Source organism: Streptomyces sp. NPDC005808 (genome assembly GCF_042871385.1).
Classification (GTDB): Bacteria; Actinomycetota; Actinomycetes; order Streptomycetales; family Streptomycetaceae; genus Streptomyces.
This window is the reverse complement of the sequence record NZ_JBIAIK010000005.1, coordinates 281,175-307,079: the sequence shown is the minus strand read 5'-3', so window position 1 is coordinate 307,079 and position 25,905 is coordinate 281,175. Positions and strand designations below refer to the sequence as shown.

Sequence of the window (25,905 nt, the reverse complement as noted above, 5' to 3'; positions counted from 1 at the left end):
GGAGGATTCAGCCGTTCGGAGGGATTCAGAGCCGTTCGGAGGGATGCCGTGTGCGCATGAGCTCGTGGTTCCCAGTGCTGCCGGATGCGTGTGACTCGCACCGCTGCTGACCAGACCCCGTCGCCTGACCAGAACTCGTTGCACCCCTACTCTCTTGCCATGCACACCGTTGCCGTACTCGCGCTCGACCAGGTCATCCCGTTCGACCTCTCCGCCCCGATCGACACCTTCGGCTGGGCGCGGCTGCCCGACGGGCGGGAGGCGTACCGGATCCGGGTCTGCTCGGTGACGGAGGAGGTGAGCGCGGGTCCGTTCGCGGTGCGTGCCCCGTACGGCCTCGATGCGCTGGCCGAGGCGGACACGATCATCCTGCCGGGGGTCGCCGACCCGACCGTCCCGCTCCCGCCGGGCGTCGCGGAGGCGGTACGCGCGGCAGCTGCGAACGGCACCCGGATCGCCTCGATCTGCGTGGGCGCCTTCGTCTTCGCCGCCACCGGCCTGCTGGACGGGCTGCGCGCGACGACGCACTGGATCGCGGCCCGGGACCTGGCGGAGATGTACCCCGCCGTGACCGTCGACCCGAACGTCCTCTACGTCGACAACGGCCAGTTCCTCACCTCAGCCGGCGCCGCCGCCGCGATCGACATGTGCCTGCACATGATCCGCAAGGACCACGGTTCGGCCGTCGCCGCACACGCGGCCCGGATGTCCGTCGTCCCCCTCGAACGGGAGGGCGGCCAGGCCCAGTTCATCATCCACACCCAGCCACCGGTACCGGCCGGCGCAACCCTGGAGCCTCTCCTCGACTGGCTGGAGGAGAACGCCGAGCGCGAACTGACCCTGGAGGACATCGCCGCCCGCGCCGGCACGAGCACCCGTACGCTCAACCGCCGCTTCCGCGAACAGACAGGAACCACGCCTCTGCAGTGGCTGCACCGGGCCCGGGTACGGCGCGCCCAGTACCTCCTGGAGACGACCACCTACCCGGTCGAACGCATCGCGTCCCAGGCGGGATTCGGCTCCCCGACGGCCTTCCGGGAGCGGTTCAAGAGGGTGGTGGGGACGAGCCCGTACGCGTATCGGCGGGCGTTTCAGGGGGATGCCTCGGGGGCGGGTTCGGCCTCCGTGCCGGCATCGGTGTCGGCGTCGGGCTCGACGGGGCCCCGAGCGTGCGCTGTCGTCCAGCGGTGACCGGTTCCGAACAGCGCCCGTTGCTCTTCCTCGATGTCGACGGACCGCTCATCCCCTTCGGGGCGCCGCCTCCGCAGTACCCCCATGGGCACCCGACCTGTCAGCGGGGGCCCGAGTCACACCGGGCCGACTCGAATCCACTCCTGACCAGGGTCAATCCCGAGCACGGCCCCTGCTTGGCGGCATTACCGTGCGAACTGGTCTGGGCCACGACATGGATGACCGACGCGAACGAATCCATCGCACCCCGGCTCGGCCTGCCCGAGCTGCGCGTAGTGATCTGGCCGGAGCCATCGGACACCGACGAGCAGGACGAGCAGGACGAGCGCAACGGACTGCACTGGAAAACCCGCCCCCTCGTCAACTGGGCAGCCGGTCGCCCGTTCATCTGGGTCGACGACGAGATCACCGACACCGACCGGACCTGGGTGGCGGCGCACCACCGAGGCAAAGCCCTGCTCCACCGGGTCCACCCGAGTCAGGGTCTCACCGACGCCGATTACGCCGCGCTCGGCGAGTGGCTGCGCGAAGAATCCGCGAGCCGATCCCTCCCTCCCGACCGTGGGTGACCTCGCTCCTGGTCATCTGGGGCCGCCGCGCGGCACCCTTGGAACGGATCTCGCGCTTTCGGGCCTGCGGGCGGCCTGGCCGGCGAGGCCCGTCAGGCGGGCCGCGCGCTGCGGAACGCCCGCCGGTAGCTGTCCGGCGGTACCCCCACGGTCCGCTTGAACTGGCGCCGGAGTGTCGTCGCGGTGCCCATCCCGGTGGCAAGGGCGACCGCCTCGATACTCTCGTCCGTGGCCTCCAGCAACTCCTGGGCACGGCGCACCCGTTGGGCCAGCAGCCACTGGATCGGGGACTGGCCGATCACCGATTGGAACTGCCGTCCGAGGTTGCGAGGGCTCGTGTTCGCCCGCCGGGCCAGGTCGGTCACCGTCAGCGGCTGGTCAAGGCGCTGCTGGACCCAGGCGAACAGCTGAGCGAGCTTGTGGTCGCCGGTGGCCTGGATCGGGGTGGACACGAACTGGGCCTGGCCGCCCGGCCGGTGGGGTGGCATGACGAGCCGTCGGGCGACGGAGTTGGCGATGGCGGCGCCGTGGTCCAGGTGGATCAGGTGGAGGCACAGGTCCACGGCGGCGGCCTTGCCCGCGGCCGTGAGCACACTGCCGTTGTCCGTGTAGAGCACGTCCGGGTCGACCTCGGCCAGCGGATGACGTGCTCTCAGCTCGTCGGTGTGCGCCCAGTGGGTGGTGGCCCGCCGGCCGTCCAGCAGGCCCGCCGCGCCGAGCACGAACGCCCCGGTGCAGAGGGAGGCGACCCGGGCGCCCGTCGCGTGGGCCGCGTGTACGGCTTCGACCAGCTCCGGCGGCAGCGGTTCGTCGATGTCGGCGCACGCGGGCACGATCACGGTGTCGGCGCCGACCGCCCGGTCCAGGCCGTGGTCGGGCTCGACCGTGAACGGGCCGACCCGCACCGGTCCCGGCCCGCAGAGCAGTACGTCGTACCAGCCCTTGGTGGCTTCACTCGGAGGATTGCCGAAGACCTCGTAGGCCACCCCCAGTTCGAAGTGCAGCAGATGTCCGGCGGCGAGCAGCGCGACAGTAGGCACGTCCGAAAGTGTACGCATATTGTCGTTCCGGACCATCACGGTCGGCCCCTGATCGCAGGGAGAGTTGCCCTCATCGGGGACATCGAGATGGGGGAATCATGGGCGCGACAGCTGTTGTGGTTGTTTACGGGGCGACCGGTCACACCGGCCGCTTCATCGTCGCCGAGCTGAGAAAGCGCGGCTTCACCACCGTCATCTCCGGCCGTAACGCGGCGCAGCTGGAGGCGCTGGCCGCCGAGTGGCCGGATCTTGTCGTGCGGCCGGCCACCGTGGACGACCCGGCTGCTCTTGACCGGGCTCTCTCCGGGGCGGCGGCCGTCATCAACTGCGCCGGGCCGTTCGCGATCACCGGCGGCCCGCTCGTCGAGGCGGCCTTGCGCGTGGGGATTCCGTACGTCGATGTCGCGGCGGAAATCGAGGCGAACGCGGCGATGTTCGCTGACTATGTGGAGGAAGCCGGAAAGACCGAAACCGTCGTGGTTCCGGCCATGGCCTTTTATGGCGGACTCGGCGACCTGCTGGTGACCGCGGCGATGGGCGAGTGGACCGCGGCGGACGAGGCGCACGTCGCGTACGGGCTGAGCAGTTGGCGTCCCACGGCGGGCACCAGGGCCGCCGGACGGGTGTCCCATGAGCGGCGCGCGGGCCGCCGGGTGCGCTTCGTGGACGGCGAGCTTCAGTACCACCACGACGAGGTGGTGGAGAGTGACTGGGACTTCCCGGAGCCGCTGGGCTCGCGCGCGGTGATCGCGGAGTTCACGATGGCCGATGTCGTGACCATTCCCAGCCACCTGAATGTGCCTGCGGTCACCACCTACATGGCCGTCGAGGCCGCGCGGGACCTGGCCGGGGCGGAGACGCCGGCGCCGGAGGCGATCGACGAACTGGGGCGGTCCGACCAGACGTTCGTCGTTGATGTCGTCGTCAGCGCGGGCGGTGTCGAGCGCCGGGCCACGGCTCGCGGGCAGGACATCTACGCGGTCACCGCGCCGCTGGTGGTGGAGGCGGTGGAGCGGATCCTGAACGGGGAGACGCGGACGACGGGCGTGGCCTCGGCCGGCGCGATGTTCGACGCGGCGGACTTCCTGCGGGCGCTGAGCCCTCACGTGGAGGTGGAGCTTCCACACTGAGCGGCAGCTGAGCAGCGGTTGACCAGCGGCTGGGTGGCAGGTGAGCGGTTGTGTTGTCCGGCGAGCAGGGGTCGGGCGTAGGCCCTGCGGAAGAAGTGCAACTCTCGGGTTGCGCCTGGCCTGACCAATGTGCAACCCTGGAGTTGCACTCATTGCCGACGATGAAGGAGCCCCTCATGAGCGAGGACCGGATCGAACGCGAAACCCTGATCGCGGCACCCCTGGAGCGGGTCTGGTCGCTGGTGGCCCAGCCCGGTTTCTGGGTGGCCGACAAGGCGAGCCTGCCCGGCACCGTGGCCAAGGAGGGCGAGTCGATGGTGGCGAAGAACGCCGAGCACGGCGACTTCCCGGTGCGCGTGGAGAAGGTCGAGCCGCCGACGTACCTGTCGTACCGCTGGACCAGCGCGTTCCCCGGCGAGGAGCTGAGCGAGAGCAACAGCACCCTCGTGGAGTTCACGTTGACCCAGGAGGGCGACCAGACGCGGCTCCACGTCGTCGAGAGCGGGTTCGCGGCGCTGGCCGGGTCCGAGGAACTGCGCAGTCAGAACCACAAGGACCACAGCGAAGGCTGGCCCCTGGAGCTCGACGCACTCAAGACGCGCGCCGAACAGCCCTCCACGTGACGGAAGAACGTCCCGGCCCCGCCGAGGCCGTCGACAGCGTCCTCGGCGCACTGGCCGACCCGACACGGCGTCAACTGCTTGACGTGCTCGCCGCACAGGGCGGCGAGGCCACCGCGACGACGCTCGCCGAACGGCTTCCCGTCTCGCGGCAGGCGGTGGTCAAGCACCTCGCCGTCCTGGACGCCGCCGGGCTGGTTTCCGGCGGCCGGGTCGGACGCGAAGTGCGGTACGCGGTGCGGCCGGACGCGCTCAACGCGACAGCGCGGTGGATGGCCGGGCTGGCGGCCGACTGGGACACGCGGCTGGCGAACATCAAGCGCGTCGCGGAGGCGGCGGAGCGGGATTCGCCCTCGATGCGACCTGACTGAAGGACGGCACGTCGTGGAGACTGCAGGACGGCACGTCGTGGAAGCGAACGGCGCCGGCTGATCGACAACGGCGCCAGCAGGGCTTCCGGCAGCTCGGTTCGGTCGTGACCCGAGCTGTTCAGGAGGCCCTGCCTCGTGTCGCGGCAGGGCGGCGTGTCCCGGCAGGGCTGCGCGAGAGACCCGGTGCCCGCCCGGGCGGGCCTCTCAGCCCTGGTAGGCCTTGCTGGTGCAGGGGCCACCCGAGAGCGTGTCCATGCCCTGGCCGCCGAGCAGTGTGCGTTGCCGCTGTTGCCGTAGATCGTGTCGTTGCCCGCCTCGCCATAGAGGGCGTCGTTGCCGCGGCCGCCGTAGATGAAGTCCGCTTTGGACAGACCGAGCCTTCGGGCCGTGGATGACATCGTTACCGTCGTCGCCGTACATGTGGTTGTCGGTGGGCTCGGTGCCTCCGGTCAAGGAGTCGTTGCCGGCGCCGCAGTTGGAGCCGACGCTCCGGACGACACCTTCGCGCAGTACTCGGAAGCCGTATCTCAACGGAACTCGATCGCCTTGCGCTCCCGCCGACCCGGCCGCGCAGCCTGTCGGGTCATCCGATCGTCCAGGTCTGGTTGTCCCTGCCGTTGCATTCCCAGAGGACCGCCCTTGTTCCGCTCTCGCCCCCGAAAATGTCGACACATTTCTGTGACTGGTCGCCCAGCAGTTTCGTACCGGAGAGACGGAATTGCTGACTGGCGCCCCCGGTGCAGCTGGTCAGCTGGATCTCGGTCCGGTCATCGGTCGCGCCTCCGGCCGCTGTCATGCATTTCCCCGATGACCGGAGGCTCCCATCCGATCCGACCTGCCATTGCTGAGCCGCGGAGCCGTCGCACGTGGCCTGGAACAGCTGTATCCCCTCGGTCCCGGCGCCGCTGCTGAGGCACTTCGCCGAGGCGGCGACCACCAAGGCATGGCCGGTGGCGCCCATGGGCCGCCGGACAGAACCTGCCGGTGAGGCACTCGAAAACCGGTAGAACAGCCCCGCCGTGCGCCGTTACCGTGCTGCCGAACCATGTCGCCCAGTCAAGGACGCGCCGTTGTACACCCTGTGAGACCTCCCGAGAGCTGATCTGTCGCGCGTCGCGCATATGCGCCGCGCTCCTTTTTGCTGCGGACTTCTCACTGAAACCGGTGTACTTCTGTGCTCGAAAACTGGGTGGTCATGCCCACCTGCCCGCCGCTCGTTCGCCGCCGTTGCCATGCGTGCGCGTCAGAGCGCTTCCGGACAAGCGGCAAATTTCGCATCAACGCCAACCACAAGCTCCTCGACGCCTGGCTCCTCGCGCTCTGCACCTCTTGCGGGGAGACGGCGAAACTCACGGTCCTGGAGCGGGTGAACGTGCGCTCCGTAAGGCCTGAGCTGCTGGACCGGCTGCACGGCAACGACCTTGGCCTGGCAGTTGAGTTGCTCCAGGATCCGGTCGTGCAACGCCGCAATCGCATCGCCCTCGACTGGGACAACGCCTGGCGCCTCGACACCAGCGGATCCGATCACTTGGACCGCGAGGTGATCGACGTATCGGTCCGCTTTGCGGCGCGGATCCCAGTCCGACCGGTGCGGCTGATCGCTGAAGGCTGCGCTCTTTCGCGGGCCGAGGTCGAAAGACTGATCACGGAAGGAAAACTCGTCTCGGCAGTCCGCCTGAACGGCAAGCTCACCGGCGACTTCACGTTCACGCTCAAGCGCTGAGCCGTCGTCGGGTCCTGGGCCTGTCCGGCAGACCGGCCGGACAGGCGCCAGGGCCCGGAGTTTCCCGCCGCCGCTTCCCGACGGCATCGGCTGAATCGCGTTGTCGTCTATCTCGCCAATGCTGAGGACCAGGATCGCCGTGCCTACGGAGCCGCAGGTGCCTCGCTCAGCGACAACTCGGCTGACTGGATGAGCCGCTGCCGGCCGGTCTCAATCAAGGAGGCCACGCTCTGTGGAGCACACAGATTCCCCGCGTACTTCGGTGCCACCACCCAATACGTTCCTGGAGGCCTACGGCGGTCGATGCGCGGCACTCCCAGGTAGATGCCCTGTCCAAGGCAGGGCGCGACCTCGTCGTGTGCCCACACGAGATCGGCATTCCACTGGATCAAGGCGTAGTACGTCACGCCCACGACTCGGCGGTCATAGACGACGGGGCCACAGAGTAACTGCGCAAGAAGCGAGGCTACTTGAGCTGATTGTTCGGTACCGAGGGCGGCATGGACGATGTCCATGGGCATCCGCACCGCGGCGAACGGCTTTCCGAGAGGCAGCAACGCAACTCCATGCGTTGTCCATTCTGTCCACACCTGCGCTGGCACGGGGTGCTCCCAGGTGAGCCACTCGGCAATCGCTCGCTCCGTTGCCTGCTGCGCATCGTTCATTACGGCCACCCCTCGTCATCAGTACTCGACTCGTAGGACTTGGAGCTAGCCTGAACGCAGTAGACGTTCAACTCTAGGACTTCAGGAGGACCTCAAGGGGACTCCCATGGGACCTAGTTGGGGCACGAGAGTGACATGACGTCGTACAAGGGACTTACTCTGAGACGGACAGCGCAATCTCCATGAGGAGGTGCTCATGCCCCGTCCCACTGGCAACATCCGTCTGAAGGCCGCTCGTGTGGCCGCCGGCTTCAACTCGCAACAGGACTTGGCCGATGCCTTGTCCCGAGCCGCCAAGCAGATCGGCATTCGCGGTCTGTCGATTGGCGTACGCCAGGTCCGGCGCTGGGAGTCGGACAGTCCCCCCTGGCCTCAGCCGGATTGCCAGAGGGTGTTGGTGCACTTGCTGGGCCAGAGCATGGAGTCACTCGGGTTCACCCCGCCGTGGGAGCCCGACGGCGCTCAGCCCGACCACACGCGGCGCGCCCTCGTAACAGGTGGCGTGACTGCTGTCGGCCTCGCGGCCGTCCCCGGGCTGGCAGCTTCCACCACGACACAACCAGCCACTGTCGGCTCGGACTTCGCGGCTGTGACGCGTTCGCATCGTCGGCTCTACTGGTCGGTCGCCCCAGCCAAACTGCACCCGGCCGTCCTTGCCCACGCGGCACTCGGCTGCGCGTTGCTTCCGGAGACATCCGGTTCCACCCGTCATACGGTCGCGACAGCGCTCGCCGAGTCGTATCTCCTCGCAGGCCGGATCGACTTCTTCGACCGCCGGGAACCCGGCAGTGCCAGCGACGCACTCCTGCTGGCTCTCCAAGCCGCAGGCGAAGCGGATGATCCGCTGCTCGGCTCGGCGATCATCGCGCACATGGCCTTCATTCCGGGCTGGGCGGGCGACCGCGACGCGGCGCTGGAGCGAATGATCGCGGCACGTACATACGCTCGTCGTGGGCTCGCTTCCGCGGAGTTTCTGGCCTGGCTCGACGCGGTGGAAGCGGAGTGCGAGACGCGGTGTGGCGACACTCGCACTGCCTTGCACCTGATCGGGCATGCCGAGGATGTCCTTGCCGCAGGGAACGAGCACCCCTCGCCGGAATGGATGGACTGGTTCTCTCCGGCCCGGCTGGCAGCGTTCAAGGGCAACACGCAGCTGATCGCCGGACACCTTCCTCAAGCACGCGACACCTTGCTCGGTGTCCTCGATGAAATGCCGACGAGCGAGGACAAGCAGCGAAGCGTCGTGTTCGGAGACCTGGCCGCTGTCGAGGCTGCTTCGGGGAATCCGGAGCAGGCGTGTGCCTACGCAGGACAAGCCCTCGATCAACTGGCGCTGACCTGGTACGCCACAGGCATGGATCGCGTACGCGAGGTGCGGCGGGCACTCGCGCCGCACCAGCACGAGCGTTGTGTCCGAGACCTCGACGACCGGCTCTACGGATGGTCGACGACGGTCAGCGCGCTGAGCCGTTGAAGTTGAGGATGAGACCGGACAGTTCGAGGAGACTGCCGACCCGAAATGTCGGCAGCTCCCGAGCCTCGGAACTGTTCCACTGGATCGTGGCCCAGGGACCACGCCGTACGAGCGCTGTGCGCATCCCCGCCTCAACAGCGGGGCGGATGTCGTTGTCGCACCGATCCCCGACGTAGAGGATCTCGTCGCTGTCGAAGGGCACCACAGCGGCCACGCGTTTGAAGAACTCCGGATCGGGCTTGCTGGCACCCCAGTCGTCCGACGTCCCGATCAGATCGACGTCGTCGGAGAACAGTGAGCGGAGAATGCGACCAGCCCGGACGGTCTGGTTGCCCGCGATGCCGAGCCACAGTCCATCGGCGCGAAGTTGAGCGAGAGCCGGCCGTACGTCCTCGTACAGGTCACTCTCCCCGAAGGTCTCAGGCTGCCCGGCGGTGGCCCGCTTCTCCCGCTCCTCATAGAGATCGAAGCCTGGCCGGAACACCTGGAACGTCTCGCGGTAGTCGCGGCCCTGGGCGATCACGGCCCCGAACATCGCATGAAACGTATGCCGTGGCACGCCCAGCCAGTCAGCCCAGGCCCCGTACTCACGGGTCTCGTCCACCAGACACTCACCGACGTCGAACACGACTGCGCGAATCATATGGGCAGCGTATCGGGGCCCAGTGAGACAGGTTCGAGTCCGCAGCGTTCAAGGCCGGGGCCGGACTCCGTAGGAACGACAGGCCGTCTACCAGTAGGGGATCGGGAAGCGGGCCCGACTGTTGGCTGCCGCACATCGTCCAATTCATCGCCCTGAACGCGCCACCAGTCCTTTTCCGGATACCACTCAAAGTGATATTGGGAAGTGAATCTAGCACTGCTCTATTCATTGCCCCGAGCGTTGTCCACAACGGCGGATATTCCCTTGATTACGTCGGTTCCCGTGTCTATAGATTCTTGAATGATGGGTGCTGCCTGGTTAAAGAAGACGCAGGCGGCCAGTAGCGCGAGAACACCCGCCCTCCAACGGCTTGCCGTCTCGGGCTGAACGCTCGTGAGGGTAGCTGATGCCTGCGTGAGTGATCCAATGACACTACTGGCCTCTCCCGCTACTCTGGCGCCACCGAACAACTCGACATGATCGATGAGCCAAATCAGGTGTTCAATTTGTGAGATCAACGCATCCCTCACAGGGCCACTAATCTCTGTCTCGCTCATTGAACGCAAGAGTTCGACCCACTCCTTACATTGGTTCGCAATCTCGTCTAGATCTCCGCTGCGTGGTGCCGCGTCGGAGCCTACAAGATTTCCGGAGATGAGTTCTGCCGTTGATTCCAGATGGTCAAGAATTTCTTGACTTATGATGCTTTGGGAGGGACGGTTGGTGTCAGACCAGTTGGCGACAGGCTGCATAACTGCAACCCACCAGTCATTGATGTAGCGTTCGGATCTCAGGCGAGAGCGTTCAGGAAGTGCATTCAAATGCCGAAGCGTCAGCTGAAGAAGAGTGACCACTTCAGTGTGTCGTCGTGCGAATTCTGGACTACTCCACTCCGCGGCAAGTGCATGAGCCCACCCCGCTGAATAGGTGTTCCCTCCGGAATCACGAACCTGACGGAGAATTGTGTGCAGATGGTGCGCTGCGGTGTTCTCGTTCGAGAAGCTCATCCGTCCCCCTGGCTACGGTGCTGATGTTCGAGGTGTGCGTGCAGGCGAATCTACCACTTGCACTAAGGGGGGGCATGTTGACGAATCGGAATAACAGCCCAAAGGAGAAATTTTCCCCTGCTGATGTTCCTGTTGTCTGGCCTGGCGGCGCGGATGCGCGCTAGTCTACGAATTCATCGTCGGTTGACTGGAGACTTGACATGGCAATCATTAAGCAGGCAGCGCGGCAGACCCTCGGTCAGCTTATTGGCGCGAACAACCCTATAGTGACTGTTCCCGACGATAGTCAGCGGCAATACTCGTGGACCAAGAAGGAAGTGGATGTCTACTGGGCGGATATTCAGAAGTTTAAGACAGGTCGTGATAGTGGCAAGGAGTCTTCCGCGGAGTATTTTATCGGCCCTGTCGTCACCATAACTGCTGATTCGATCCAGGGCCGGTCTCTGCTGGACGGACAGCAGCGACTGACCACCTCTACGATCCTCATCGCTGTAATCCGTGACATTCTTTGGCAGATGAAGTCCCCAGAGGGGATGTCGACAGCAAACAACATTCAAAGGGACTATATTGCGCGCAAGTCAGGCCGTAAGGAACCTATGGAATATTTTTTGGTACTTTCGCTCTTCGATCGGGACTTTTTCCGTGACCACATTCAGGACTGGAGTGAAATTACTGGTGAGTGCCCCAGGGTGGAAGGGGCGAACCGCCCTTCGCATAAGTTGATTCAGGATGCCTACGCAAACTTCCATTCGAAGATCACGGCTGGAATTCAGAAGTACTCCGATGATGAATCTAGGCTCGATTGGCTCGATTCTCTACGGGAATGCCTTATTAATGGTCTAGTTTTTGTGGAAATTCAAACCCCAACATCGAGTGATGCCAACGAGGTATTTGAGACGATTAACTCTCGAGGGAAAGATCTATCTACCGTGGACCTTGTTCGAAATTTCCTGATGGAGAAGAGTACGAGCGATTACGAGAAGGTCCGCGTAAACGACGCATGGCGATCTCTTCTTGACGGATTTGAGAGGCGAGAGGAAATTGAGAAGTTCCTCCGTCACTTTTGGGTCTCGAAGCACGGGGATGTGAAGTCTCACAGCCTGTACACCACTATTCGCAAGGATCTGAGTGGTCATTTCGATAGACGCCCCCAAGTGTACGGAGTTGGGGCCTTTTCTGCAGAACTTGAAGCTGCCGCCGGAAGGTATGCTGAGATCATTACGGGTAGTACTGGAAATCTTGAGTTTGATACTGCGCTCGGTGAGATAAAAACCATGGGGGCTGACGCCCTCTATCCCCTACTTCTTTCAGCTTCCGAGAACTCTGGTTACGTGAATCTACAAACCCTTGTGGATGCCGCTATTAGTTATTATGTCCGCTGGACTGTGGTTGGTAGGCGGGAATCTACCTTACTCGAAGAAAACATCTTCGGCCTGGCCAAGGAGATCTCCGGAGGTGCCTCGCCTGACGCCGCAGTTCGGAAAATTGTGGGATGGATTCCCGATGACGAGACCTTTGTTTCCGACTTCCGCGAAGCTTCTATTCCCAAGCCATCCCAGGCTCGATATCTGTTGGGTAAGATCGAGCACGCCTTGCGCATCCGTGGAGACGTTCACGAGGAAGTGATGCTGGGTGACGGCAAGGTGCACGTAGAGAATATTTATCCGCAGAAGCCCAAGGATGAATTGCGAATTGAGGATCACGACTCGTGGGTGAGTAGGTTGGGTAACTTGACGCTTCTGGCAGGTAAGAGGAATCAGGCCTTGTCTAACTTGTCGTACCCGGAAAAGGCTTCCTGGTATGCAGGCTCCGCGCTACTGGTCTCTTCGCACACGGGCGTTGAAGCTCTTTGGGATGAGTCGCTTTCGCGCTGGCGCGTCCAGGGCATCGAGGACCGGCAAACCCTGTTGGCGGCGATCGCGCGGGATGTTTGGCCAAGTGGCAATAGGTGGGGCTAGGGAGCGATGTGACGTGACCGCTTGTCGCCGCAGCGGAGTTGATCGAGGTGAGCCCGCGCTGACGGGGAGGATGCCGGCAAAACAGTGGAGTTGGGCCTGAGGTTCGCCGTTGCAGATCGGCAGATTCGGGCCATCGAAGGGTACGGGGAGAGTTGGCCACACGCGCGTAGAGGTGGCCCAAAGTAGCCAACCGTTGGCGTCCTCATGGGCGTTGGCTGAGGTGGCGTATGAAGCTCTGCCAGGCGCTGCGCCCGACGGTGACGACAGGACCTCCTGCGTCCTTGGAATCGCGCACAAGAGCGCTGCCGCTCGTGTGCGCGCACTCGACGCATTCCGTACCGCTACCGCCGCTGTGTGAAGACTTGAACCAGAGAGGCGTCAGCGGTGTGGGCATTAGGACTCCTTGCTTATGCGGTGGATGAGGGCTGCGGAGGATTCGAGGTCGAGTGCTTGAGCGCTGAGGTACTGGAACGCCAACCTGTAGCGCTCCAACTCCGGTGGCTTCTCCATGAAGAGTCCACCACCGAGGATGTCTACGTAGACCACGTCCAGCTCAGGGGTGGGTCCGCGCAAGACAGCGAAGCTGCCAACTGCTGCTGCGTGAGCTCCTGTTGAGAATCCGAGCACCTGGACAGTGATATGAGGCAGCTCCGCCAGGGTCAAGAGGTGCTGCAACTGCTCCTGCATGACCTTGCGTCCACCGACGAAGCGACGGATCGCTGCTTCGTCGATCACGCACCAGATATGCGGCGGTTCATCACGCTGAAGGAGTTCCTGTCGCTTCATGCGGATGTCGACCATGTGCTGCACCTCCCTCTCCAGACACTGCATTTCTGAGGCTCGGTGGACGGCCTCGGCGTAGGCGCGGGTCTGGAGGAGGCCTGGGATGTACATGCAGGCGTAGTGGTCTTCGCGCACCACTTCGTCTTCAAGCGTGAGCATCAGGTTCATGGACTCGGGGACGGGGTCGGCGAGAGAGCGCCACCAGCCTTGGATCTTGGCGCCCTTCGCGAGCTCGACGAGGGCGAGTCGCTCCTCGTCTGACGTTCCGTACTCCCGGCAAAGTGCGTCAACAGCGGGCCACTTGACCGCTCCCTCCTTGGTCTCGTAGCGGCTGAGCGTCGCTTTTGAGATGCCGACCCGTGCGCCCGCGTCCTCCAGGGTTAAACCCTTGCGCTCGCGGAGGCGGCGTAGATCGGCGCCAAGCTGACGCCTGCGAGTGGTGGGTCCAACTGCCATGGCTGAGGCCCTTCGTGTTGATCTCTCAGATCGTGCTGCCTGCCCGAGGGTGACGGCAAGACGGCGTGCGCCGGGGCGCGCGGTTCGTGGTCGCACTCCTGATCACCCTCGGCATGACGAGATGAGAGTTCCATTTTGAGAGTTCCGGTGCAACTCTCAGTGTGTTGAGGGTTGCAGAAAGCGACTTGATGCGCGAGGAGAGGGGTTGAGGGATGGATTGCATGCGTTGCGTTCCGAGGAAGCCGTGGGATGTTCCGTTCTTGGCGGAACCGTGTGAGGTGGCAGGCCTGCGCCGGATGATGCGGCTTCAGCTGGAGCTCTGGGGCCTGCACAAGGTCAGTGAGGCGGCCCAACTCTGCGTCACTGAGCTGGTCTCCAACGTCATCACGCACGTGGGAACCGGAACCCCGACCACACTTGCTGTCTCCATGAACGGCACCCACCTGCGCATCGAAGTCCGCGACCCCGATACGCGGGCTCTGCCGACTCTCGTCCAGGCGGGAGTTGACGCGGAAGGGGGCCGAGGCATGGCTCTCGTCGACGCCACGGCGGTCCGCTGGGGCGTCGATCTCCGTGCGGACCACAAGGTCACGTGGTGCGAGCTGGCCACCGGCCTTAATTCGCCCGATGGTCATAGCGAAGGTGCCCATGTGGCAAGGGCGGGGATGCTAATCGGTGTCTACGGCCACTATGCCTCGGGGAAAGTGCCCTGCAACGCAACGTCAAGCGTGCTGAGCTTCGCCGTAGCGGAGGTTGCCGCGATCGACCTCATTGCTGATCTCCTCCACTGGCTTCAGGCGCACGGTCATGATGTCGACGAGGCGCTGGACCGCGCCCAGATGCACTTTGAAGCGGAGCTGGAGCCGGCAGCCGATGAGGACTGAGCCTCACCCGCCAGTGATGGCCGAGTACGTCCACACATCGGCTGGGAGTTCATGCTCAAGGCGCCATGTGATGGCCATCGGCTTGCTGCCGGTGTGCCCCGTGTACGTTGCCGGGCCTAGGAGCATCCATGGCTGAGACTTGCCGATGTCGGTGTACTTGTAGCGGCGCATGAACAGGAGGACGTGGCTGCCTTCCCGCTCGTGGTGCTGGTAGCGCATTCCTGTGCGGGAATTCGAGGCGGTCGCGTTCTGGGACTCCCAGTGGAAGAGAGTCGGGCTCAGGGCGTAATCCTTGTAGCGGATGGTGGGGGAGAAGTCCTTCTCGTTCTTCTCCAAGGTGATCAAAAGGGCATCGGTCTTGATCTCCTCGACCCATTGGAGTCCCTGGGCAAAGGTCCGTGGCATCTGGCCACCGAAGCGGGCTACCCCGAGAGCGGCCAGGATCTCTGAGCGGTTGTATGAACTGTGGACTTTCAGGGGGATGCGGCTGTGTGGGCCCGACAGGGCAACCGGGAAGTGGTCGGACCGCTCGATGACGTAGGTCAGGGCCTGCCGCAGTTCGTCGCGGAATGCCCGCTGGGCACGCAGCGATTCAAGACCCTGCTGGAAGCTCGTGAAGCCTCCGGCGTTGTCCCAGAGGTTGAAGAAGAGCATGTGGGCGTACGTCTGCTCGGTCGGTGTCAGCGATTCGTACGCGGGAGCATCGTCCGCGAGCAGGCGAAGGTACGCACGGACCCGGTCTGGGTCATCGACATGGAGAAAAGCGTGGACTCGCTTGAGCAGCTCCGCTTCGCGCGAAGGTACCGGTTCGTCAACCAAGCCTGCCTTGCGGAGAATTGTCGTCCATGAGTTGTCGCCCTTGTAGAGCTCCTTGATCTCTCGGCGGCTTTCGTGAAGGTAGTCCGATAGGCGGGGCGTTCCGTAGTCCTTCACCTCCTTCACCAGCGTCTTGACGGTGGCGCCCAGTTGGGTGCGGATGTTGTCCAGGATGAGGTCTTTGGCCTTGCCCTCAAGGATGATCTGGCAACCGGAGGGAAGCTGCGGGAAGTCGTGTTCGATGTGATCGACGAGCCGGTTTCGGGAGAGGTTGGTCAGAGCTCGGAACTGCTCCTCGAAGCGGAACTCAGCTCGGTGCTGGCCGATGAAGTCGAGGACGGTCAGGACCGGCTTCGTCTCGGTGCGGCGGAGGCCGCGGCCCAACTGCTGGAGAAAGATCGTGGCGCTGTTGGTGGGGCGCAGGAGCAGCAGGGTGTCCACGTCGGGGATGTCGAGACCCTCGTTGAACAGATCGACGGAGAAGATCACTTGGAGCTTCCCGTAGCGCAGGTCAGACAGAGCCTGCGCCCGCACTCCGGCGGGCGAGTCGCTGTCGAGTGCGACAGCCTGGAAGCCGGCCTCGCGGAAGAAACTGGCCATGAAGTGCGCGTGGGCCTTCGTCACGCAGAACCCGAGTGCGCGCATGGCTCCAGGGCTGGAGACCTTATCTCGGATCTGCTTCACCACGATACGTGCGCGCGCATGATTGCCGGTGTAGAGATTGCCGAGATCCCGATCGGTGTACGCGCCCTTCTGCCAGCTGATGTTGGTGAGATCCGTGCCATCTGGGATACCGAAGTAGTGGAAGGGGCACAGCAGGTCGTTCTCAAGGGCTTCCCACAGTCGCAGTTCGGCTGCGATGCGTCCGTCAAAGAACTCGTCCTGCACATTGAGGCCGTCCATCCGCTCTGGGGTGGCGGTAAGGCCCAGTAGTTGCCTCGGCTTGAAGTGGTTGATGACCCGCCGGTATGTGCTCGCCGTGGCATGGTGGAACTCGTCGATGACGATGATGTCGAAGTGATCGGGGGCGAGGCGCTCCAGCCGCTGGACGTTCAACGATTGGACGCTGGCGAACACATGCTGCCAGTGCTGAGGGTCTTCGCCGCTGTGGAGTAGTTCTCCGAAGGACGCGTCATCGAGGACCTCTCGGTACATACGCAGGGACTGCTTGAGGATTTCCTTGCGGTGGGCGACGAACAGCAGTCTCGGAGCCTCCCCGCCCAGTGTCCTGTGCAGAGAGCGGTAGTCGAGGGCCGCCATGACTGTCTTGCCCGTGCCCGTTGCCGCGACCAGGAGGTTGTGGTTTATACCGCGGATGTCGCGTTCTACGCGGAGGCGTTCGAGCATGTCGCGCTGGTGAGGAAACGGTCGTACCTCAAGGCCGGAGAGGCTGATCTTGAGGTCTGCGTTCGTGCCGGTGCCGCCCGCTTGAGCCAGCGCTTGATCGAGGCGCTCGCCATCGTGATCGGGGTCGTACGTCTCGAAGGCGCTGTCATTCCAGTACGCATCGAAGGTTGCCTCGAACTTGTTAAGTACCGCGGGAGTGGCCACCGACGATAGGCGTACATTCCACTCCAGGCCGTCGAGGAGCGCCGCTTTGGAGAGGTTTGAGCTACCGACATACGCGGTGTCGAATCCACTGTTGCGTCGGAACAGCCATGCCTTTGCGTGCAGACGCGTCGACCGAAGCTCGTAGTTGACCCTCACCTCGGCGCCGAAGTCGCGGACCAGGCGGTCAAGGGCGTGTCGATCGGTGGCACCGATGTAGGTGGTGGTGATGACTCGGATGGGAACGCCGCGTTCCTTGGCGGCACGTAGTGAGTCCTCCAGTACACGCAGGCCGTACCACTTCACGAAAGCGCACAGCAGGTCAATCCGGTCTGCAGTGGCCAGCTCAGCTCGCAGTTCACTGCCGAGGCTGGGGTCCTCTGGCGAGTTGGTGATCAGAGCAGTCTCGGAGAGCGGTGTGAGCGGCCGTACCGCATAGACGCCAGGTGCTTCCTGCTCGGCCAGAGCCAGGAGTTGGCGGGGGCCTTCGGCGATGAACTCGATGGCATCACTGGTGCTGAGTTCGGAAGGGGAGGAAGCATCGGCAGCGAGCGTCGCGATCACCTGGTTGGCGACAGCGACGCGTTTGTCGTGTGGAAGCTGGCTAAGTCTTCGTCCTATGGCCTGGCTGAGATGTCGAGCGATCACATGAGGCGATGACTCCTCGCTGACATCGGCGTCAATGGCCTTCCAGCCAGCCGTGCTCAGCTGGTCCATCTGCGCCTGCAAGCGCTGGGTGATGAGCTCCTCGTACACACCCGCGACAGGCTGAGACAGATCCCCTGGTTGCGCCACGCCGTTCCCCCTTGATCGCTCTTGCAGCTATGACCAGTTGTAACAGGGAGCGCTGACAAGCAACGTGGACTTACGGATCCGGGAGCCTATAAGCAGAACAAGGCGCACTTGGACTACGTCCGCTGTCACCGCGAGAAAGTGGCAAGGGGAGTCTGACCCCAGCCAGTAATGCTGGGGTCGCAGCTGTTTGGAGCGCAGGGTCGGGGTGGGCTAGTTACTCCGCCCCGTGACACTCGCCGTACAAGTTCCCCGACCCACACCAGCACCCATCCCCCCGCTGCGGCGGCCAAGCCACAGCCAGTCCCCTCGCCGCCAGCGTCGTCGCATACTGCGGCAGCAGCGTCGCATCGGCCGGCGAAGAGGCCTCCGACGCCGCGAACGCCTCGTACGAAGGAACCGTCCCCGTCACGATCCCCAGGTTCGGGGTGCCGGACGCGGCGAGCTCCCGCAACGACGCCTCTATCGTCGCGAGGTGTTCCTCGTGGGACGGGTACTCCGACTCGAGGGAGGGATAGGCGTCGAGGAGTTCGGTCAGTTCCTCTGTGGGCCAGTGCAGGACCGCTACCGGGAACGGGCGGGAGAGGGCCGCCCGGTAGGTGCCCAACTCGGCGCGGAGGCGGGAGATTTCTGCCTGGAGTTCGGCCGGGTTGTCCGAGCCCAGGGACCAGACGCGCTTGGGGTCGTGGAGTTCGTCCAGGGAGATGGGGGACGAGTGCAGGGTGTCGGCGAGGGTGTCCCAGTTGTCGTGGGACGCGCCCAGCATGCGGCGGACGCGGTGGCGGCCGAAGAGGACGGGATGGGCGGCGTACGGGGGTTCGGCCACGTCGGTCAGCAGGAGGGTGGCCGCCTGCGTGAACGTTTCCTGGGCCGATTCCAGTTCGTCGTGGGCTTCGAGGGACTCCGCCACGATCACCCAGGGGGCCGGGTCGCGGGGGGACGCGGCGCGGACTCCGTCGATGATCGCGCGGGCCTCCGCCTCGTGGCCGTACTCCCAGAGGTTGGAGGCCTTCAACGCACGTACCAGGTGGGGGTTCTCCAGGGAAGCCGCGGATGCCAGAAGGCGGTCGTAGAGCGCGGTGGCGGCGGGGCGGTCGCCGGCCAGTTCGAGGTGGGCCGCGGCCTGCACGAGCAGGTGTTCGGCGTCCTCGGGGTAGAGGCCGGCGGTACGTTCCAGGCGGGCTGCTTCACCGGTGTGGTCGGCGTTCTCGGCAGGCGTGTCGGGGCGCATGGTGGACACCGTACTGCCGTCGGCCCGCGAACGAGAGGGATCCGCAGGCCACAGGCGTCAGAGGGGCAGAGGATCACACACCCGCACATTGCCCTCATCGGCTGCGCGCGGGCTCACACCGCACGGTCACATCACCGCCTCGTACGGGACCCCGCTGCGCCGGCCCAGAGACATGCTTGAGCCGGTGCTGACGAATCCCGTATAACTCATATGATCCGTACAGCGGGATCGGCCGTGGTCGACCGTGATCGACCGTGAACCACCACGAAGGGAGGAGCAGCCCATGATCCGGGCCTGGAGCCAAGGCGCCATGCGTCCCGCCGCCGTGCTGCTCCTGCTGCTCGTCGAGGTCGCCCTGCTCGACACCGGCAGTCTCGCTGCCGCCGTCGCCGTCGCGTTCACCGCGACCGCCGCGGCCGGCTCCGCGCTCGCCGTCTGCGCGCTCATCGGCTCGCGTTGCGCGCCCGCCGTACCGCGTACGAACGTACGGACGGCCATCCGCGACCGCGAGCACCGTACGGCGTTCCTGCCCCAACGTGATCCCGACGCTGCGGGGCGTTCGCGTCCCCGGGCGCCGGGGCGTGCCCTCCTGACGGCCGCCGCGTAGGGATCTCCTGAGCCACATCAGTCCATCAGGCCATGCCCATGGACGGTGCACCGCCCGTGCACCCCCACACCCGTGCACGCTCACATCCGTGCACTCCCGCGCGTGGTCGTCATGCCGACATCCCGTACGTGTCCCCGTACCCCTGTGTACGGCCGTACCCGCGTACTCCCGGCACGACGAGACCCCCGGAGGGCTCACCCATGTCCCTGTCCCTGTCCACATTCCTGTCCGCTTTCGGCGGGCTGGTCGAGCAGCTGGCCGAGCTGCTCCAGCCGTTGTTCCATGCCTCCGCGGCGGCCGCCGCGATCATCCTGTTCACCGCGCTCGTACGACTTCTCGTGCATCCCCTGTCCCGTGCGGCGGCCCGTGGGCAGCGGGCGCGGACCAGGCTCCAGCCGCGGATCGCGGAGCTGCGGAAGAAGCACGCGAAGAATCCCCAGAAGCTGCAGCAGGCGGTGCTGGAACTGCACGCGGCGGAGAAGGTGTCGCCGATGTCCGGGCTGTTGCCCAGCCTGTGCCAGCTGCCGGCCTTCTTCCTGCTCTACCACCTGTTCTCCAGCTCGACGATCGGCGGCGAGGCCAACGGCCTGCTGGCGCACAAGCTCTTCGCCGCGCCTCTTGGCGACCGCTGGGCGGACGCGCTGGGTGACGGCGGGGTTCTCGGGGCGCCGGGGCTCGTCTACGTCGCCCTCTTCGCCCTCGTCGCAGCCGTGGCGACCTTCAACTACCGGCGTACGAAGCGGATGACGGCGGCCAACGCCTCGATGGTCGTCGCGTCGGTCGGCGACGGCAGCCAGCCGGTGCCCGGGCTCGCGACGATCACCAAGGTCATGCCGTTCATGTCCTTCGTCACGCTCGTCTCCGTCGCGGTGATGCCGTTGGCGGCCGCGCTGTACATGGTGACCAGTACGACGTGGAGTGCGGTGGAGCGGGCGCTGCTTTACCCCGTGAACACGCCCCTGACGAGCAGCTGAACACATGAGGTCGGTCCAGTCCGTGATCAGGGACTTGCGGACTGGACGCCGAGCTTGGACGATCGACCAGTCATCCGATGGCTGCACCCGTCAGACGACTGCCCGAGATCTAGGGAGATAGTGATCATGAAGCTGCTGCGAGTCGGTACGGCGGGGTCGGAGCGGCCCGCGCTGCTGGACGCCGAGGGAACCCTGCGTGACCTGTCCGGTGTCGTCCCGGACATCGACGGGGCGCTGCTCGCCGACGCCGCCGCGCTCGGCCGGATCCGGTCCGCCGCGGAGGCCGGTGAGCTGCCCGCGCTGGACGGGGACGGGCTCCGGGTCGGGCCGCCGCTCGCCGGTATCGGCAAGGTCGTGTGCATCGGGCTGAACTACCACGACCACGCCCGCGAGACGGGTGCCGAACCGCCCGCCGAGCCGGTCGTCTTCTTCAAGGCGGCGGACACGGTGATCGGCCCGAACGACACCGTGCTCGTGCCGCGCAAGTCCGTCAAGACCGACTGGGAGGTCGAACTCGCGGTCGTCATCGGCCGTACCGCCCGCTATCTCGGATCCCACGAGGAGGCGCTCGCGCACGTCGGCGGGTACGCGGTGGCGCACGACGTCTCCGAGCGCGAGTTCCAGCTCGAGCGCGGCGGGACCTGGGACAAGGGCAAGAACTGCGAGACGTTCAACCCGCTGGGGCCCTGGCTGGTGACCGCCGACGAGGTGCCCGACCCGCAGAACCTGGCGCTGAAGCTCTGGGTCAACGGCGAGCTCAAGCAGAACGGGACGACGGCCGAGCAGATTTTCTCGGTCGCCGAAGTGGTGCGCTACGTAAGCCAGTTCATGACGCTGTACCCGGGCGATGTCATCAACACCGGTACGCCGGCGGGAGTTGCCCTCGGCGCGCCCGAGCCCAAGCCCTACCTGCGGGCCGGGGACGTGGTGGAGGTGGAGATCGAGGGGCTCGGCCGACAGCGGCAGGAACTCAAGGACGCGTAGGCGATCCGCTGGGTTTGGCGGGGAACTGCGGGACGTTTTACGGCCGTTGGCCAGATGCGACCGACATGTGCGGCCGACCGTCAGCCGTTTGTGGTCGGCCGACGGCTGACGGCTGACGGCCGACCGTGGCTGGTCGCGCAGCTCCCCGCACCCCTGCCGGTGCGTCTGCCTAGCTTGCGATGAAGCGCTCCAGCGCCGCCACCACCATCGCGTGGTCCTCCACCTGCGGCAGCCCCGACACCACCACCGTGCCGACAACTCCCGCGCCCTCGATAGCGATCGGGAACGCGCCGCCGTGGGCGGCGTAGGCATCGGGGTCGAGGCGCGAGGACTCCTCGAACGTCGTTCCCTTGGCGCGGAAGCGGGAGCCGACGAGGTAGGAGGAGCAGCCGTAGCGTTCGACGACGCGGCGCTTGCGGTCGATCCAGGCGTCGTTGTCCGGGGTCGAGCCGGGCAGGGCCGCGTGGAAGAGCTGCTGGCCGCCGCGGCGGATGTCGATGGCGACGGGGGCGGCCTGCTCCCGGGCCAGTTCCACGAGCAGGGTGCCAAGCGCCCACGCGTCGTCGTGTGTGAAGCGCGGGAGCGTCAACCGGCGCTCCTGCTCCTCCAGTTCGGGAATCGCGGGCGGGGTCGCGGGCGGGGTGGCGGGCGGGTTCGTGGGCGGGTTCGTGGAGGTGCTCACAGTGACACCACCACTCCCTCGCGGGCGGACCGGCGGGCCGCCTCCAGCACATCGAGGGCGGCCGCGGCCTCGTGCGCGGTGACCGGGTTCGGGCCACCGTCGCGGAGGGCGGCGGCGACGGCCGCGTAGTACGCGGGGTACGCGCCCGGCAGCGTCGGTTCGGGCCGGCCGCCGCCCGTAGATGGGGATTCGCCCGCACCCACCCGGCCCCAAAGGGACTCGGGCTCGATGCCCCACTCCTTGTCGGTGTCCGTGGGACGCCTGCCGTCACGCAGGGCCGCCTCCTGCGGGTCGAGCCCGTACTTCACGTAACCGGCCTGCGAGCCCAGCACCCGGAAACGCGGGCCGAGTTGGGCGGTGGTCGCGGACACGTAGAGGTGGGAGCGGACGCCGCTCTCGTGGGTGATCGCGATGAACGTGTCGTCGTCCGCCTCGGCGCCCGCGCGGCGGATGTCCGACTCCGCGTACACCGAGGTCGCGGGGCCGAAGAGGACCAGCGCCTGGTCGACGACATGGCTGCCGAGGTCGTAGAGGAGACCTCCGATCTCTGCCGGGTCGCCGGACTCGCGCCAGCCGCCCTTGGGCTGCGGGCGCCAGCGCTCGAAACGGGACTCGAAGCGCCATACGTCGCCCAACTCGCCCTCGGCGATGAGCTTTCGGAGGGTCAGGAAGTCGTTGTCCCAGCGGCGGTTCTGGAAGACGGAGAGCAGGAGGCCACACTCGTCGGCCAGGGCGGCCAGCTCGCGGGCCTCGGCCGCCGTACCGGCGAGGGGCTTGTCGACGACGACCGGGAGGCCCGCCTTGAGAGCGGCGGTCGCGATCGGGACGTGGGTCTTGTTCGGGGACGCGATGACGATCAGGTCCAGCTCGTCGGCGCGGGCCCACAGCTCGTCGGGGGTCGTGGCGAGACGGAGCCCGTCGCCGAACTCCGCGCGAGCCTGCTCCTGCCGCTCCGGGTTCGAGGTGACGACGGTGTCGAGGGTCAGGCCCTCGGTCGCCGCGATCAGGGGGGCGTGGAAGACGGAGCCCGCCAGACCGTAGCCGACGAGGGCCACGCGGAGGGGGCCGCCCGGGGTGCCGGGGGCGGCCGGGGCGGCGAGCGTGCCGGGGTCAGAACCTGTGCCAGTCATACGTCCACTTTCGCAACGCTGTTGCCAAAGTGCAAGCGCGGGGGACAATGGCGTACGTGAACAGGAACGGGCGTACGTGAACAGGAACGATGGGGGACCGGGACCGGCACCGGGCGCGGGACTGCAGGGCGCACGGGGTGGCCGGAATACCGATACGGATGCGGAGACGGATGCGGATGCGGTGACGGGCGGCGCGGGAGTGAACCTGCTCGCACTGCGCAGTCACAATGCCGCGCTCGTGCTCGATCTGCTGCGCACGGCGGGCCCGGCCGGCATCAGCCGCCTCGAACTCGCCGAGCGCACCGGGCTGACCCCGCAGGCCGTCAGCAAGATCACGGCCCGGCTCCGGGCCGACGGGTTCGTGGCGGAGGCGGGCCGCCGCGCCTCCACGGGCGGCAAGCCGCGCACCGTTCTCCGGCTCGTCCCGGAGGCCGGCCACGCGGTCGGGCTGCACCTCGACCGGGACGAGCTGAGGGCGGTGCTCTGCGATCTCACCGGAGCGGTGGTGGGCGAGCGGCGGGCTCCGCTGGATCTGGGGGGCGGGGCGGACGCGGTCGTCGAGGCCGCGGGCGCGGAGGTCGAAATGCTGCTCGCGGGCGTGGGGGCGGAGGCGGAGGTGCTGCTCGCGGGCGTGGGGGCCGTGCTGGGAGTGGGGGTCGCGCTGCCCGGTCCCCTCGACCACAGGCGGGGCGTGCTGCACCGGGTCACCGGGTTTCCGGAGTGGGACGGGTTTCCGCTGAGGGACGCGTTGGCGGAGCGGCTCGGGGTGCCGGTGGTGGTCGACAAGGACACGAACGCCGCCGCGTTGGGTCTGGCGGCGGGGGGTGGCAGCGGCTCCGGGTCCTTCGCCTATCTCCACCTTGGTACGGGGCTGGGGGCCGGGCTCGTGATCGGTGGGGCCGTGCATCGGGGCGCCCGTACCGGCGCCGGGGAATTCGGGCACCAGGTCATTCAGCTGGACGGGCCCTTGTGCGGCTGCGGCGACCGGGGGTGTCTCGAGGTGCTGTGCCTGGGGGCAGTGGCTCGGGGCGCGGTGGGGGAGGCGGCGCGGGTGCTGGGGGTGGGGGCGGCGAATCTGGTGGGGCTGCTGGACATCGACCTGGTGCTGCTCGGTGGACGCACCGTCGAGGCCCATCGGGAGTCCTTCGTACGAGGTGTCGGCGCCGTGCTGAATGACCGGGCGCGACGAGAGGGCGCGGAGGCGGCGATTCCCGTGCGGGTCGCTCCCGGCGGGGCGCGGGGGGTCGCCGAGGGGGCTGCGCAGTTGCTGTTGGCGCCGTTGTTCGGGTGGGGGGTGGGGTGACGAGTGGCGTGTTTTCGCCCCCTCCGCCCCTTCCCGTCCCGTTCCTGGGGCTCCGCCCCAGACCCCCGTTCGGCCTGGACGGCCTCGTCCTCAAACGCCGGACGGGCTGAAAGATCTCCAGCGCCGGACGGGCTGAAAGATCTCCAGCGCCGGACGGGCTGAAAGGTTTCCAGGGCCGGACGGGTTAAACGGGCTCCGCCGATCGAAGGGGCCGGTGGGCGTGGCGGCCCGTTGTCGCCGATCGCGTGTGGCAAGGTCACGGGCCGCTGCCCGGTACCGCTTACGCTCCCGATCGGCAAAGGCTCTTCATGCGAACGCGAACGCGATTGAGACTGCGCACGTCCCTGCCCCTCTCCGTTACTGCTGCGGCCGCCGCCCTCCCTCTCACCCTCGCCACGCCCGGCACGGCCCTGGCGAACCCCCGCCCCACCTGCGCCGCCCCCGAGACCCGCGCCTTTCCGGTGCAGACCCGGATCCACGGCGGCCCGACGACGTACGACGTCGGGGGTGACTACCGGACCTGGTACATCGACCTCACCAACACCACCGCGCACACCTGCGGCAACATCCACCCGATCGTCGTCCTCGTCGACGAGAAGCGGGCGTTGCGGCCCGAGCAGGCGCGGTTGGAGTTCTACGCCGGCGGGAGCGGGATTCCGCATCCGGTGGAGTTCGAGAAGAGTGACGAGGACGAGAACGTGGGGGCTTTCGACGGCGGGTTCCCGGGGTTCACGGTGGGCCCGGGCCGGACGCTCACCGTGAAGGTCCGCCTCTCCGTCACCTCCGACGCGGCCGCCCCTAACGACGTCGTCGCGAACGCCGCCGTCGTGCAGCGGCACGAGGACGACGGGGACTGGGTGGGGGAGTCGAACGACTACAGCTTCCGCATCGAGGACGAGGACGAGGGCGGCGGTGAGGACGAGGGGAGTAACAGCGACGGCGGCACCGGGACCGGAACCGGCGACAGTGACGGCGACGGCGACGGCGACGGCGACAGTGGAGTCGTACGGGACGAAGGTGTGTCGGCCGCTGGGGAGCTGGCCAGTACCGGTCCGCGTGCCTGGCACTGGTTCGGCGCGGCCGCCGCGCTCGGATTGTCCGTCACCGGGGGCGTCCTCCTCGCCGTGGCCCGCCGGGTGCGGTCGCGCGGGTGACGTCGGGGGTCGTCGCCGGAGGGCTCACCGGAGCGCACGGGGAATCGGCGCTGCGGGCGGCGGGGGCCACATCCGTCCTCGGGTCCGTCGCCGTCGCCTAGCTGCCCTCCCTGCTCGATGAATTCAGGTCCTGAGCAAGCCCACCGCAGCTGACCGACGACGGCGGGTCC

25 protein-coding genes and 1 pseudogene are annotated in these 25,905 nt (G+C 66.4%); 14 read left to right on the top strand and 12 right to left on the bottom strand.

The annotated features are described in order from the left end of the window. Positions 1 to 159: 159 nt before the first annotated feature. Positions 160 to 1,191: a GlxA family transcriptional regulator gene (locus ACFYPC_RS14235; RefSeq protein ID WP_388674878.1), complete on the top strand. Its 1,032-nt coding sequence runs from the start codon at positions 160 to 162 to the stop codon at positions 1,189 to 1,191. Next, positions 1,188 to 1,760, top strand: coding sequence for an HAD domain-containing protein (locus ACFYPC_RS14230; RefSeq protein WP_388674876.1), 573 nt, complete (start codon positions 1,188 to 1,190; stop codon positions 1,758 to 1,760). The genes ACFYPC_RS14235 and ACFYPC_RS14230 overlap by 4 nt, the downstream gene beginning before the upstream one ends. A 92-nt stretch (positions 1,761 to 1,852) precedes the next feature. Here ACFYPC_RS14230 and ACFYPC_RS14225 read toward each other — a convergent pair whose 3' ends face one another. Continuing rightward, a complete protein-coding gene (locus ACFYPC_RS14225; protein WP_388674874.1) occupies positions 1,853 to 2,800 on the bottom strand; it encodes a helix-turn-helix domain-containing protein in 948 nt (315 codons plus the stop codon). Positions 2,801 to 2,898: 98 nt separating this feature from the next. On the opposite strand from ACFYPC_RS14225, the gene ACFYPC_RS14220 reads away from it, so the two are divergent. From ACFYPC_RS14220 to ACFYPC_RS14210, 3 genes are all read left to right on the top strand, one after another. Beyond that, complete coding sequence (locus ACFYPC_RS14220; RefSeq protein ID WP_388674871.1) at positions 2,899 to 3,930, top strand: saccharopine dehydrogenase NADP-binding domain-containing protein; 1,032 nt, start codon at positions 2,899 to 2,901, stop codon at positions 3,928 to 3,930. A 176-nt stretch (positions 3,931 to 4,106) separates the two neighbouring features. Further along, complete coding sequence (locus ACFYPC_RS14215) at positions 4,107 to 4,553, top strand: SRPBCC domain-containing protein (protein ID WP_388674868.1); 447 nt, start codon at positions 4,107 to 4,109, stop codon at positions 4,551 to 4,553. Next, positions 4,550 to 4,921, top strand: a complete 372-nt coding sequence (locus ACFYPC_RS14210; protein WP_388674865.1) for an ArsR/SmtB family transcription factor — start codon at positions 4,550 to 4,552, stop codon at positions 4,919 to 4,921. Before ACFYPC_RS14215 ends, ACFYPC_RS14210 begins: the two co-directional genes overlap by 4 nt. 323 nt (positions 4,922 to 5,244) lie before the next feature. Here ACFYPC_RS14210 and ACFYPC_RS14205 read toward each other — a convergent pair. Beyond that, positions 5,245 to 5,319 (bottom strand): annotated as a pseudogene (locus tag ACFYPC_RS14205) (hypothetical protein); the annotation flags it as partial. A 185-nt stretch (positions 5,320 to 5,504) separates the two neighbouring features. Then, positions 5,505 to 5,882: a ricin-type beta-trefoil lectin domain protein gene (locus ACFYPC_RS14200; RefSeq protein WP_388674863.1), complete on the bottom strand. Its 378-nt coding sequence runs from the start codon at positions 5,880 to 5,882 to the stop codon at positions 5,505 to 5,507. A gap of 213 nt (positions 5,883 to 6,095) precedes the next feature. Between ACFYPC_RS14200 and ACFYPC_RS14195 the strand changes: the two genes are divergently transcribed. Beyond that, entirely contained in the window at positions 6,096 to 6,644 is a 549-nt protein-coding gene (locus ACFYPC_RS14195) for a DUF1062 domain-containing protein (RefSeq protein WP_388674861.1), read from the top strand. Positions 6,645 to 6,787: 143 nt separating this feature from the next. Here the strand turns inward: ACFYPC_RS14195 and ACFYPC_RS14190 are convergent, their stop codons facing one another. Continuing rightward, positions 6,788 to 7,309 (bottom strand): hypothetical protein, encoded by a 522-nt coding sequence (locus tag ACFYPC_RS14190; RefSeq protein ID WP_388674858.1) that lies wholly within the window; start codon positions 7,307 to 7,309, stop codon positions 6,788 to 6,790. A 196-nt stretch (positions 7,310 to 7,505) separates the two neighbouring features. On the opposite strand from ACFYPC_RS14190, the gene ACFYPC_RS14185 reads away from it, so the two are divergent. Next, the gene (locus tag ACFYPC_RS14185) at positions 7,506 to 8,783 is read left to right on the top strand and encodes a transcriptional regulator (protein ID WP_388674855.1); all 1,278 of its coding nucleotides are present in this window, start codon (positions 7,506 to 7,508) and stop codon (positions 8,781 to 8,783) included. Here ACFYPC_RS14185 and ACFYPC_RS14180 read toward each other — a convergent pair. Further along, positions 8,764 to 9,426, bottom strand: a complete 663-nt coding sequence (locus ACFYPC_RS14180; protein WP_388674852.1) for an HAD family hydrolase — start codon at positions 9,424 to 9,426, stop codon at positions 8,764 to 8,766. The two genes, ACFYPC_RS14185 and ACFYPC_RS14180, sit on opposite strands and share 20 nt — an antisense overlap. A gap of 221 nt (positions 9,427 to 9,647) precedes the next feature. Further along, positions 9,648 to 10,433 carry a hypothetical protein gene (locus ACFYPC_RS14175; RefSeq protein WP_388674850.1) on the bottom strand — a complete coding sequence of 262 codons (786 nt, stop codon included), beginning with the start codon at positions 10,431 to 10,433 and terminating at the stop codon, positions 9,648 to 9,650. Between the two features lie 200 nt (positions 10,434 to 10,633). Here ACFYPC_RS14175 and ACFYPC_RS14170 point away from each other — a divergent pair, with 200 nt between their 5' ends. Next, positions 10,634 to 12,391 (top strand): DUF262 domain-containing protein, encoded by a 1,758-nt coding sequence (locus ACFYPC_RS14170; RefSeq protein ID WP_388674847.1) that lies wholly within the window; start codon positions 10,634 to 10,636, stop codon positions 12,389 to 12,391. 202 nt (positions 12,392 to 12,593) lie between these two features. On the opposite strand, the gene ACFYPC_RS14165 is transcribed toward ACFYPC_RS14170, so the two are convergent. Beyond that, positions 12,594 to 12,785 carry a DUF397 domain-containing protein gene (locus ACFYPC_RS14165; protein ID WP_388674845.1) on the bottom strand — a complete coding sequence of 64 codons (192 nt, stop codon included), beginning with the start codon at positions 12,783 to 12,785 and terminating at the stop codon, positions 12,594 to 12,596. After that, positions 12,785 to 13,630: a helix-turn-helix domain-containing protein gene (locus ACFYPC_RS14160; RefSeq protein ID WP_388674842.1), complete on the bottom strand. Its 846-nt coding sequence runs from the start codon at positions 13,628 to 13,630 to the stop codon at positions 12,785 to 12,787. Before ACFYPC_RS14160 ends, ACFYPC_RS14165 begins: the two co-directional genes overlap by 1 nt. 212 nt (positions 13,631 to 13,842) lie before the next feature. On the opposite strand from ACFYPC_RS14160, the gene ACFYPC_RS14155 reads away from it, so the two are divergent. Further along, a complete protein-coding gene (locus ACFYPC_RS14155) occupies positions 13,843 to 14,514 on the top strand; it encodes an ATP-binding protein (protein WP_388674839.1) in 672 nt (223 codons plus the stop codon). Between the two features lie 3 nt (positions 14,515 to 14,517). On the opposite strand, the gene ACFYPC_RS14150 is transcribed toward ACFYPC_RS14155, so the two are convergent. Both ACFYPC_RS14150 and ACFYPC_RS14145 read right to left on the bottom strand, forming a co-directional pair. After that, complete coding sequence (locus ACFYPC_RS14150; RefSeq protein WP_388675260.1) at positions 14,518 to 17,595, bottom strand: DUF3427 domain-containing protein; 3,078 nt, start codon at positions 17,593 to 17,595, stop codon at positions 14,518 to 14,520. Positions 17,596 to 17,887: 292 nt separating this feature from the next. After that, positions 17,888 to 18,901, bottom strand: coding sequence for an SEC-C domain-containing protein (locus ACFYPC_RS14145; RefSeq protein WP_388674836.1), 1,014 nt, complete (start codon positions 18,899 to 18,901; stop codon positions 17,888 to 17,890). A 283-nt stretch (positions 18,902 to 19,184) separates the two neighbouring features. Here ACFYPC_RS14145 and ACFYPC_RS14140 point away from each other — a divergent pair, with 283 nt between their 5' ends. The 3 genes from ACFYPC_RS14140 to ACFYPC_RS14130 all read left to right on the top strand — a co-directional run bounded on the left by ACFYPC_RS14140 (position 19,185) and on the right by ACFYPC_RS14130 (position 21,466). Then, positions 19,185 to 19,508 (top strand): DUF6412 domain-containing protein, encoded by a 324-nt coding sequence (locus ACFYPC_RS14140; protein ID WP_388674833.1) that lies wholly within the window; start codon positions 19,185 to 19,187, stop codon positions 19,506 to 19,508. 224 nt (positions 19,509 to 19,732) lie between these two features. Next, on the top strand, positions 19,733 to 20,482 hold the full coding sequence (locus ACFYPC_RS14135; protein WP_388675257.1) for a YidC/Oxa1 family membrane protein insertase: 750 nt from the start codon (positions 19,733 to 19,735) through the stop codon (positions 20,480 to 20,482). A 126-nt stretch (positions 20,483 to 20,608) separates the two neighbouring features. Further along, the gene (locus ACFYPC_RS14130; RefSeq protein ID WP_388674831.1) at positions 20,609 to 21,466 is read left to right on the top strand and encodes a fumarylacetoacetate hydrolase family protein; all 858 of its coding nucleotides are present in this window, start codon (positions 20,609 to 20,611) and stop codon (positions 21,464 to 21,466) included. A gap of 169 nt (positions 21,467 to 21,635) precedes the next feature. On the opposite strand, the gene ACFYPC_RS14125 is transcribed toward ACFYPC_RS14130, so the two are convergent. Next, positions 21,636 to 22,085: a heme-degrading domain-containing protein gene (locus ACFYPC_RS14125; protein WP_388675255.1), complete on the bottom strand. Its 450-nt coding sequence runs from the start codon at positions 22,083 to 22,085 to the stop codon at positions 21,636 to 21,638. Positions 22,086 to 22,144: 59 nt separating this feature from the next. After that, a complete protein-coding gene (locus tag ACFYPC_RS14120) occupies positions 22,145 to 23,278 on the bottom strand; it encodes a Gfo/Idh/MocA family oxidoreductase (RefSeq protein WP_388674828.1) in 1,134 nt (377 codons plus the stop codon). Positions 23,279 to 23,354: 76 nt separating this feature from the next. On the opposite strand from ACFYPC_RS14120, the gene ACFYPC_RS14115 reads away from it, so the two are divergent. After that, entirely contained in the window at positions 23,355 to 24,581 is a 1,227-nt protein-coding gene (locus tag ACFYPC_RS14115; RefSeq protein WP_388674825.1) for an ROK family protein, read from the top strand. Between the two features lie 326 nt (positions 24,582 to 24,907). After that, on the top strand, positions 24,908 to 25,735 hold the full coding sequence (locus ACFYPC_RS14110; RefSeq protein WP_388674823.1) for a hypothetical protein: 828 nt from the start codon (positions 24,908 to 24,910) through the stop codon (positions 25,733 to 25,735). Positions 25,736 to 25,905 lie beyond the last annotated feature (170 nt).

What these genes read in the sequence shown, in the direction of transcription:
- ACFYPC_RS14235 (WP_388674878.1), top strand. Translation starts at nt 160, where the DNA reads ATGCACACCGTTGCCGTACTCGCGCTCGACCAGGTCATCCCGTTCGAC.
- ACFYPC_RS14220 (WP_388674871.1), top strand. Translation starts at nt 2,899, where the DNA reads ATGGGCGCGACAGCTGTTGTGGTTGTTTACGGGGCGACCGGTCACACC.
- ACFYPC_RS14215 (WP_388674868.1), top strand. Translation starts at nt 4,107, where the DNA reads ATGAGCGAGGACCGGATCGAACGCGAAACCCTGATCGCGGCACCCCTG.
- ACFYPC_RS14200 (WP_388674863.1), bottom strand. Translation starts at nt 5,882, where the DNA reads ATGGGCGCCACCGGCCATGCCTTGGTGGTCGCCGCCTCGGCGAAGTGC.
- ACFYPC_RS14190 (WP_388674858.1), bottom strand. Translation starts at nt 7,309, where the DNA reads ATGAACGATGCGCAGCAGGCAACGGAGCGAGCGATTGCCGAGTGGCTC.
- ACFYPC_RS14185 (WP_388674855.1), top strand. Translation starts at nt 7,506, where the DNA reads ATGCCCCGTCCCACTGGCAACATCCGTCTGAAGGCCGCTCGTGTGGCC.
- ACFYPC_RS14180 (WP_388674852.1), bottom strand. Translation starts at nt 9,426, where the DNA reads ATGATTCGCGCAGTCGTGTTCGACGTCGGTGAGTGTCTGGTGGACGAG.
- ACFYPC_RS14175 (WP_388674850.1), bottom strand. Translation starts at nt 10,433, where the DNA reads ATGAGCTTCTCGAACGAGAACACCGCAGCGCACCATCTGCACACAATT.
- ACFYPC_RS14170 (WP_388674847.1), top strand. Translation starts at nt 10,634, where the DNA reads ATGGCAATCATTAAGCAGGCAGCGCGGCAGACCCTCGGTCAGCTTATT.
- ACFYPC_RS14165 (WP_388674845.1), bottom strand. Translation starts at nt 12,785, where the DNA reads ATGCCCACACCGCTGACGCCTCTCTGGTTCAAGTCTTCACACAGCGGC.
- ACFYPC_RS14160 (WP_388674842.1), bottom strand. Translation starts at nt 13,630, where the DNA reads ATGGCAGTTGGACCCACCACTCGCAGGCGTCAGCTTGGCGCCGATCTA.
- ACFYPC_RS14155 (WP_388674839.1), top strand. Translation starts at nt 13,843, where the DNA reads ATGGATTGCATGCGTTGCGTTCCGAGGAAGCCGTGGGATGTTCCGTTC.
- ACFYPC_RS14150 (WP_388675260.1), bottom strand. Translation starts at nt 17,595, where the DNA reads ATGGACCAGCTGAGCACGGCTGGCTGGAAGGCCATTGACGCCGATGTC.
- ACFYPC_RS14145 (WP_388674836.1), bottom strand. Translation starts at nt 18,901, where the DNA reads ATGCGCCCCGACACGCCTGCCGAGAACGCCGACCACACCGGTGAAGCA.
- ACFYPC_RS14140 (WP_388674833.1), top strand. Translation starts at nt 19,185, where the DNA reads ATGATCCGGGCCTGGAGCCAAGGCGCCATGCGTCCCGCCGCCGTGCTG.
- ACFYPC_RS14130 (WP_388674831.1), top strand. Translation starts at nt 20,609, where the DNA reads ATGAAGCTGCTGCGAGTCGGTACGGCGGGGTCGGAGCGGCCCGCGCTG.
- ACFYPC_RS14120 (WP_388674828.1), bottom strand. Translation starts at nt 23,278, where the DNA reads ATGACTGGCACAGGTTCTGACCCCGGCACGCTCGCCGCCCCGGCCGCC.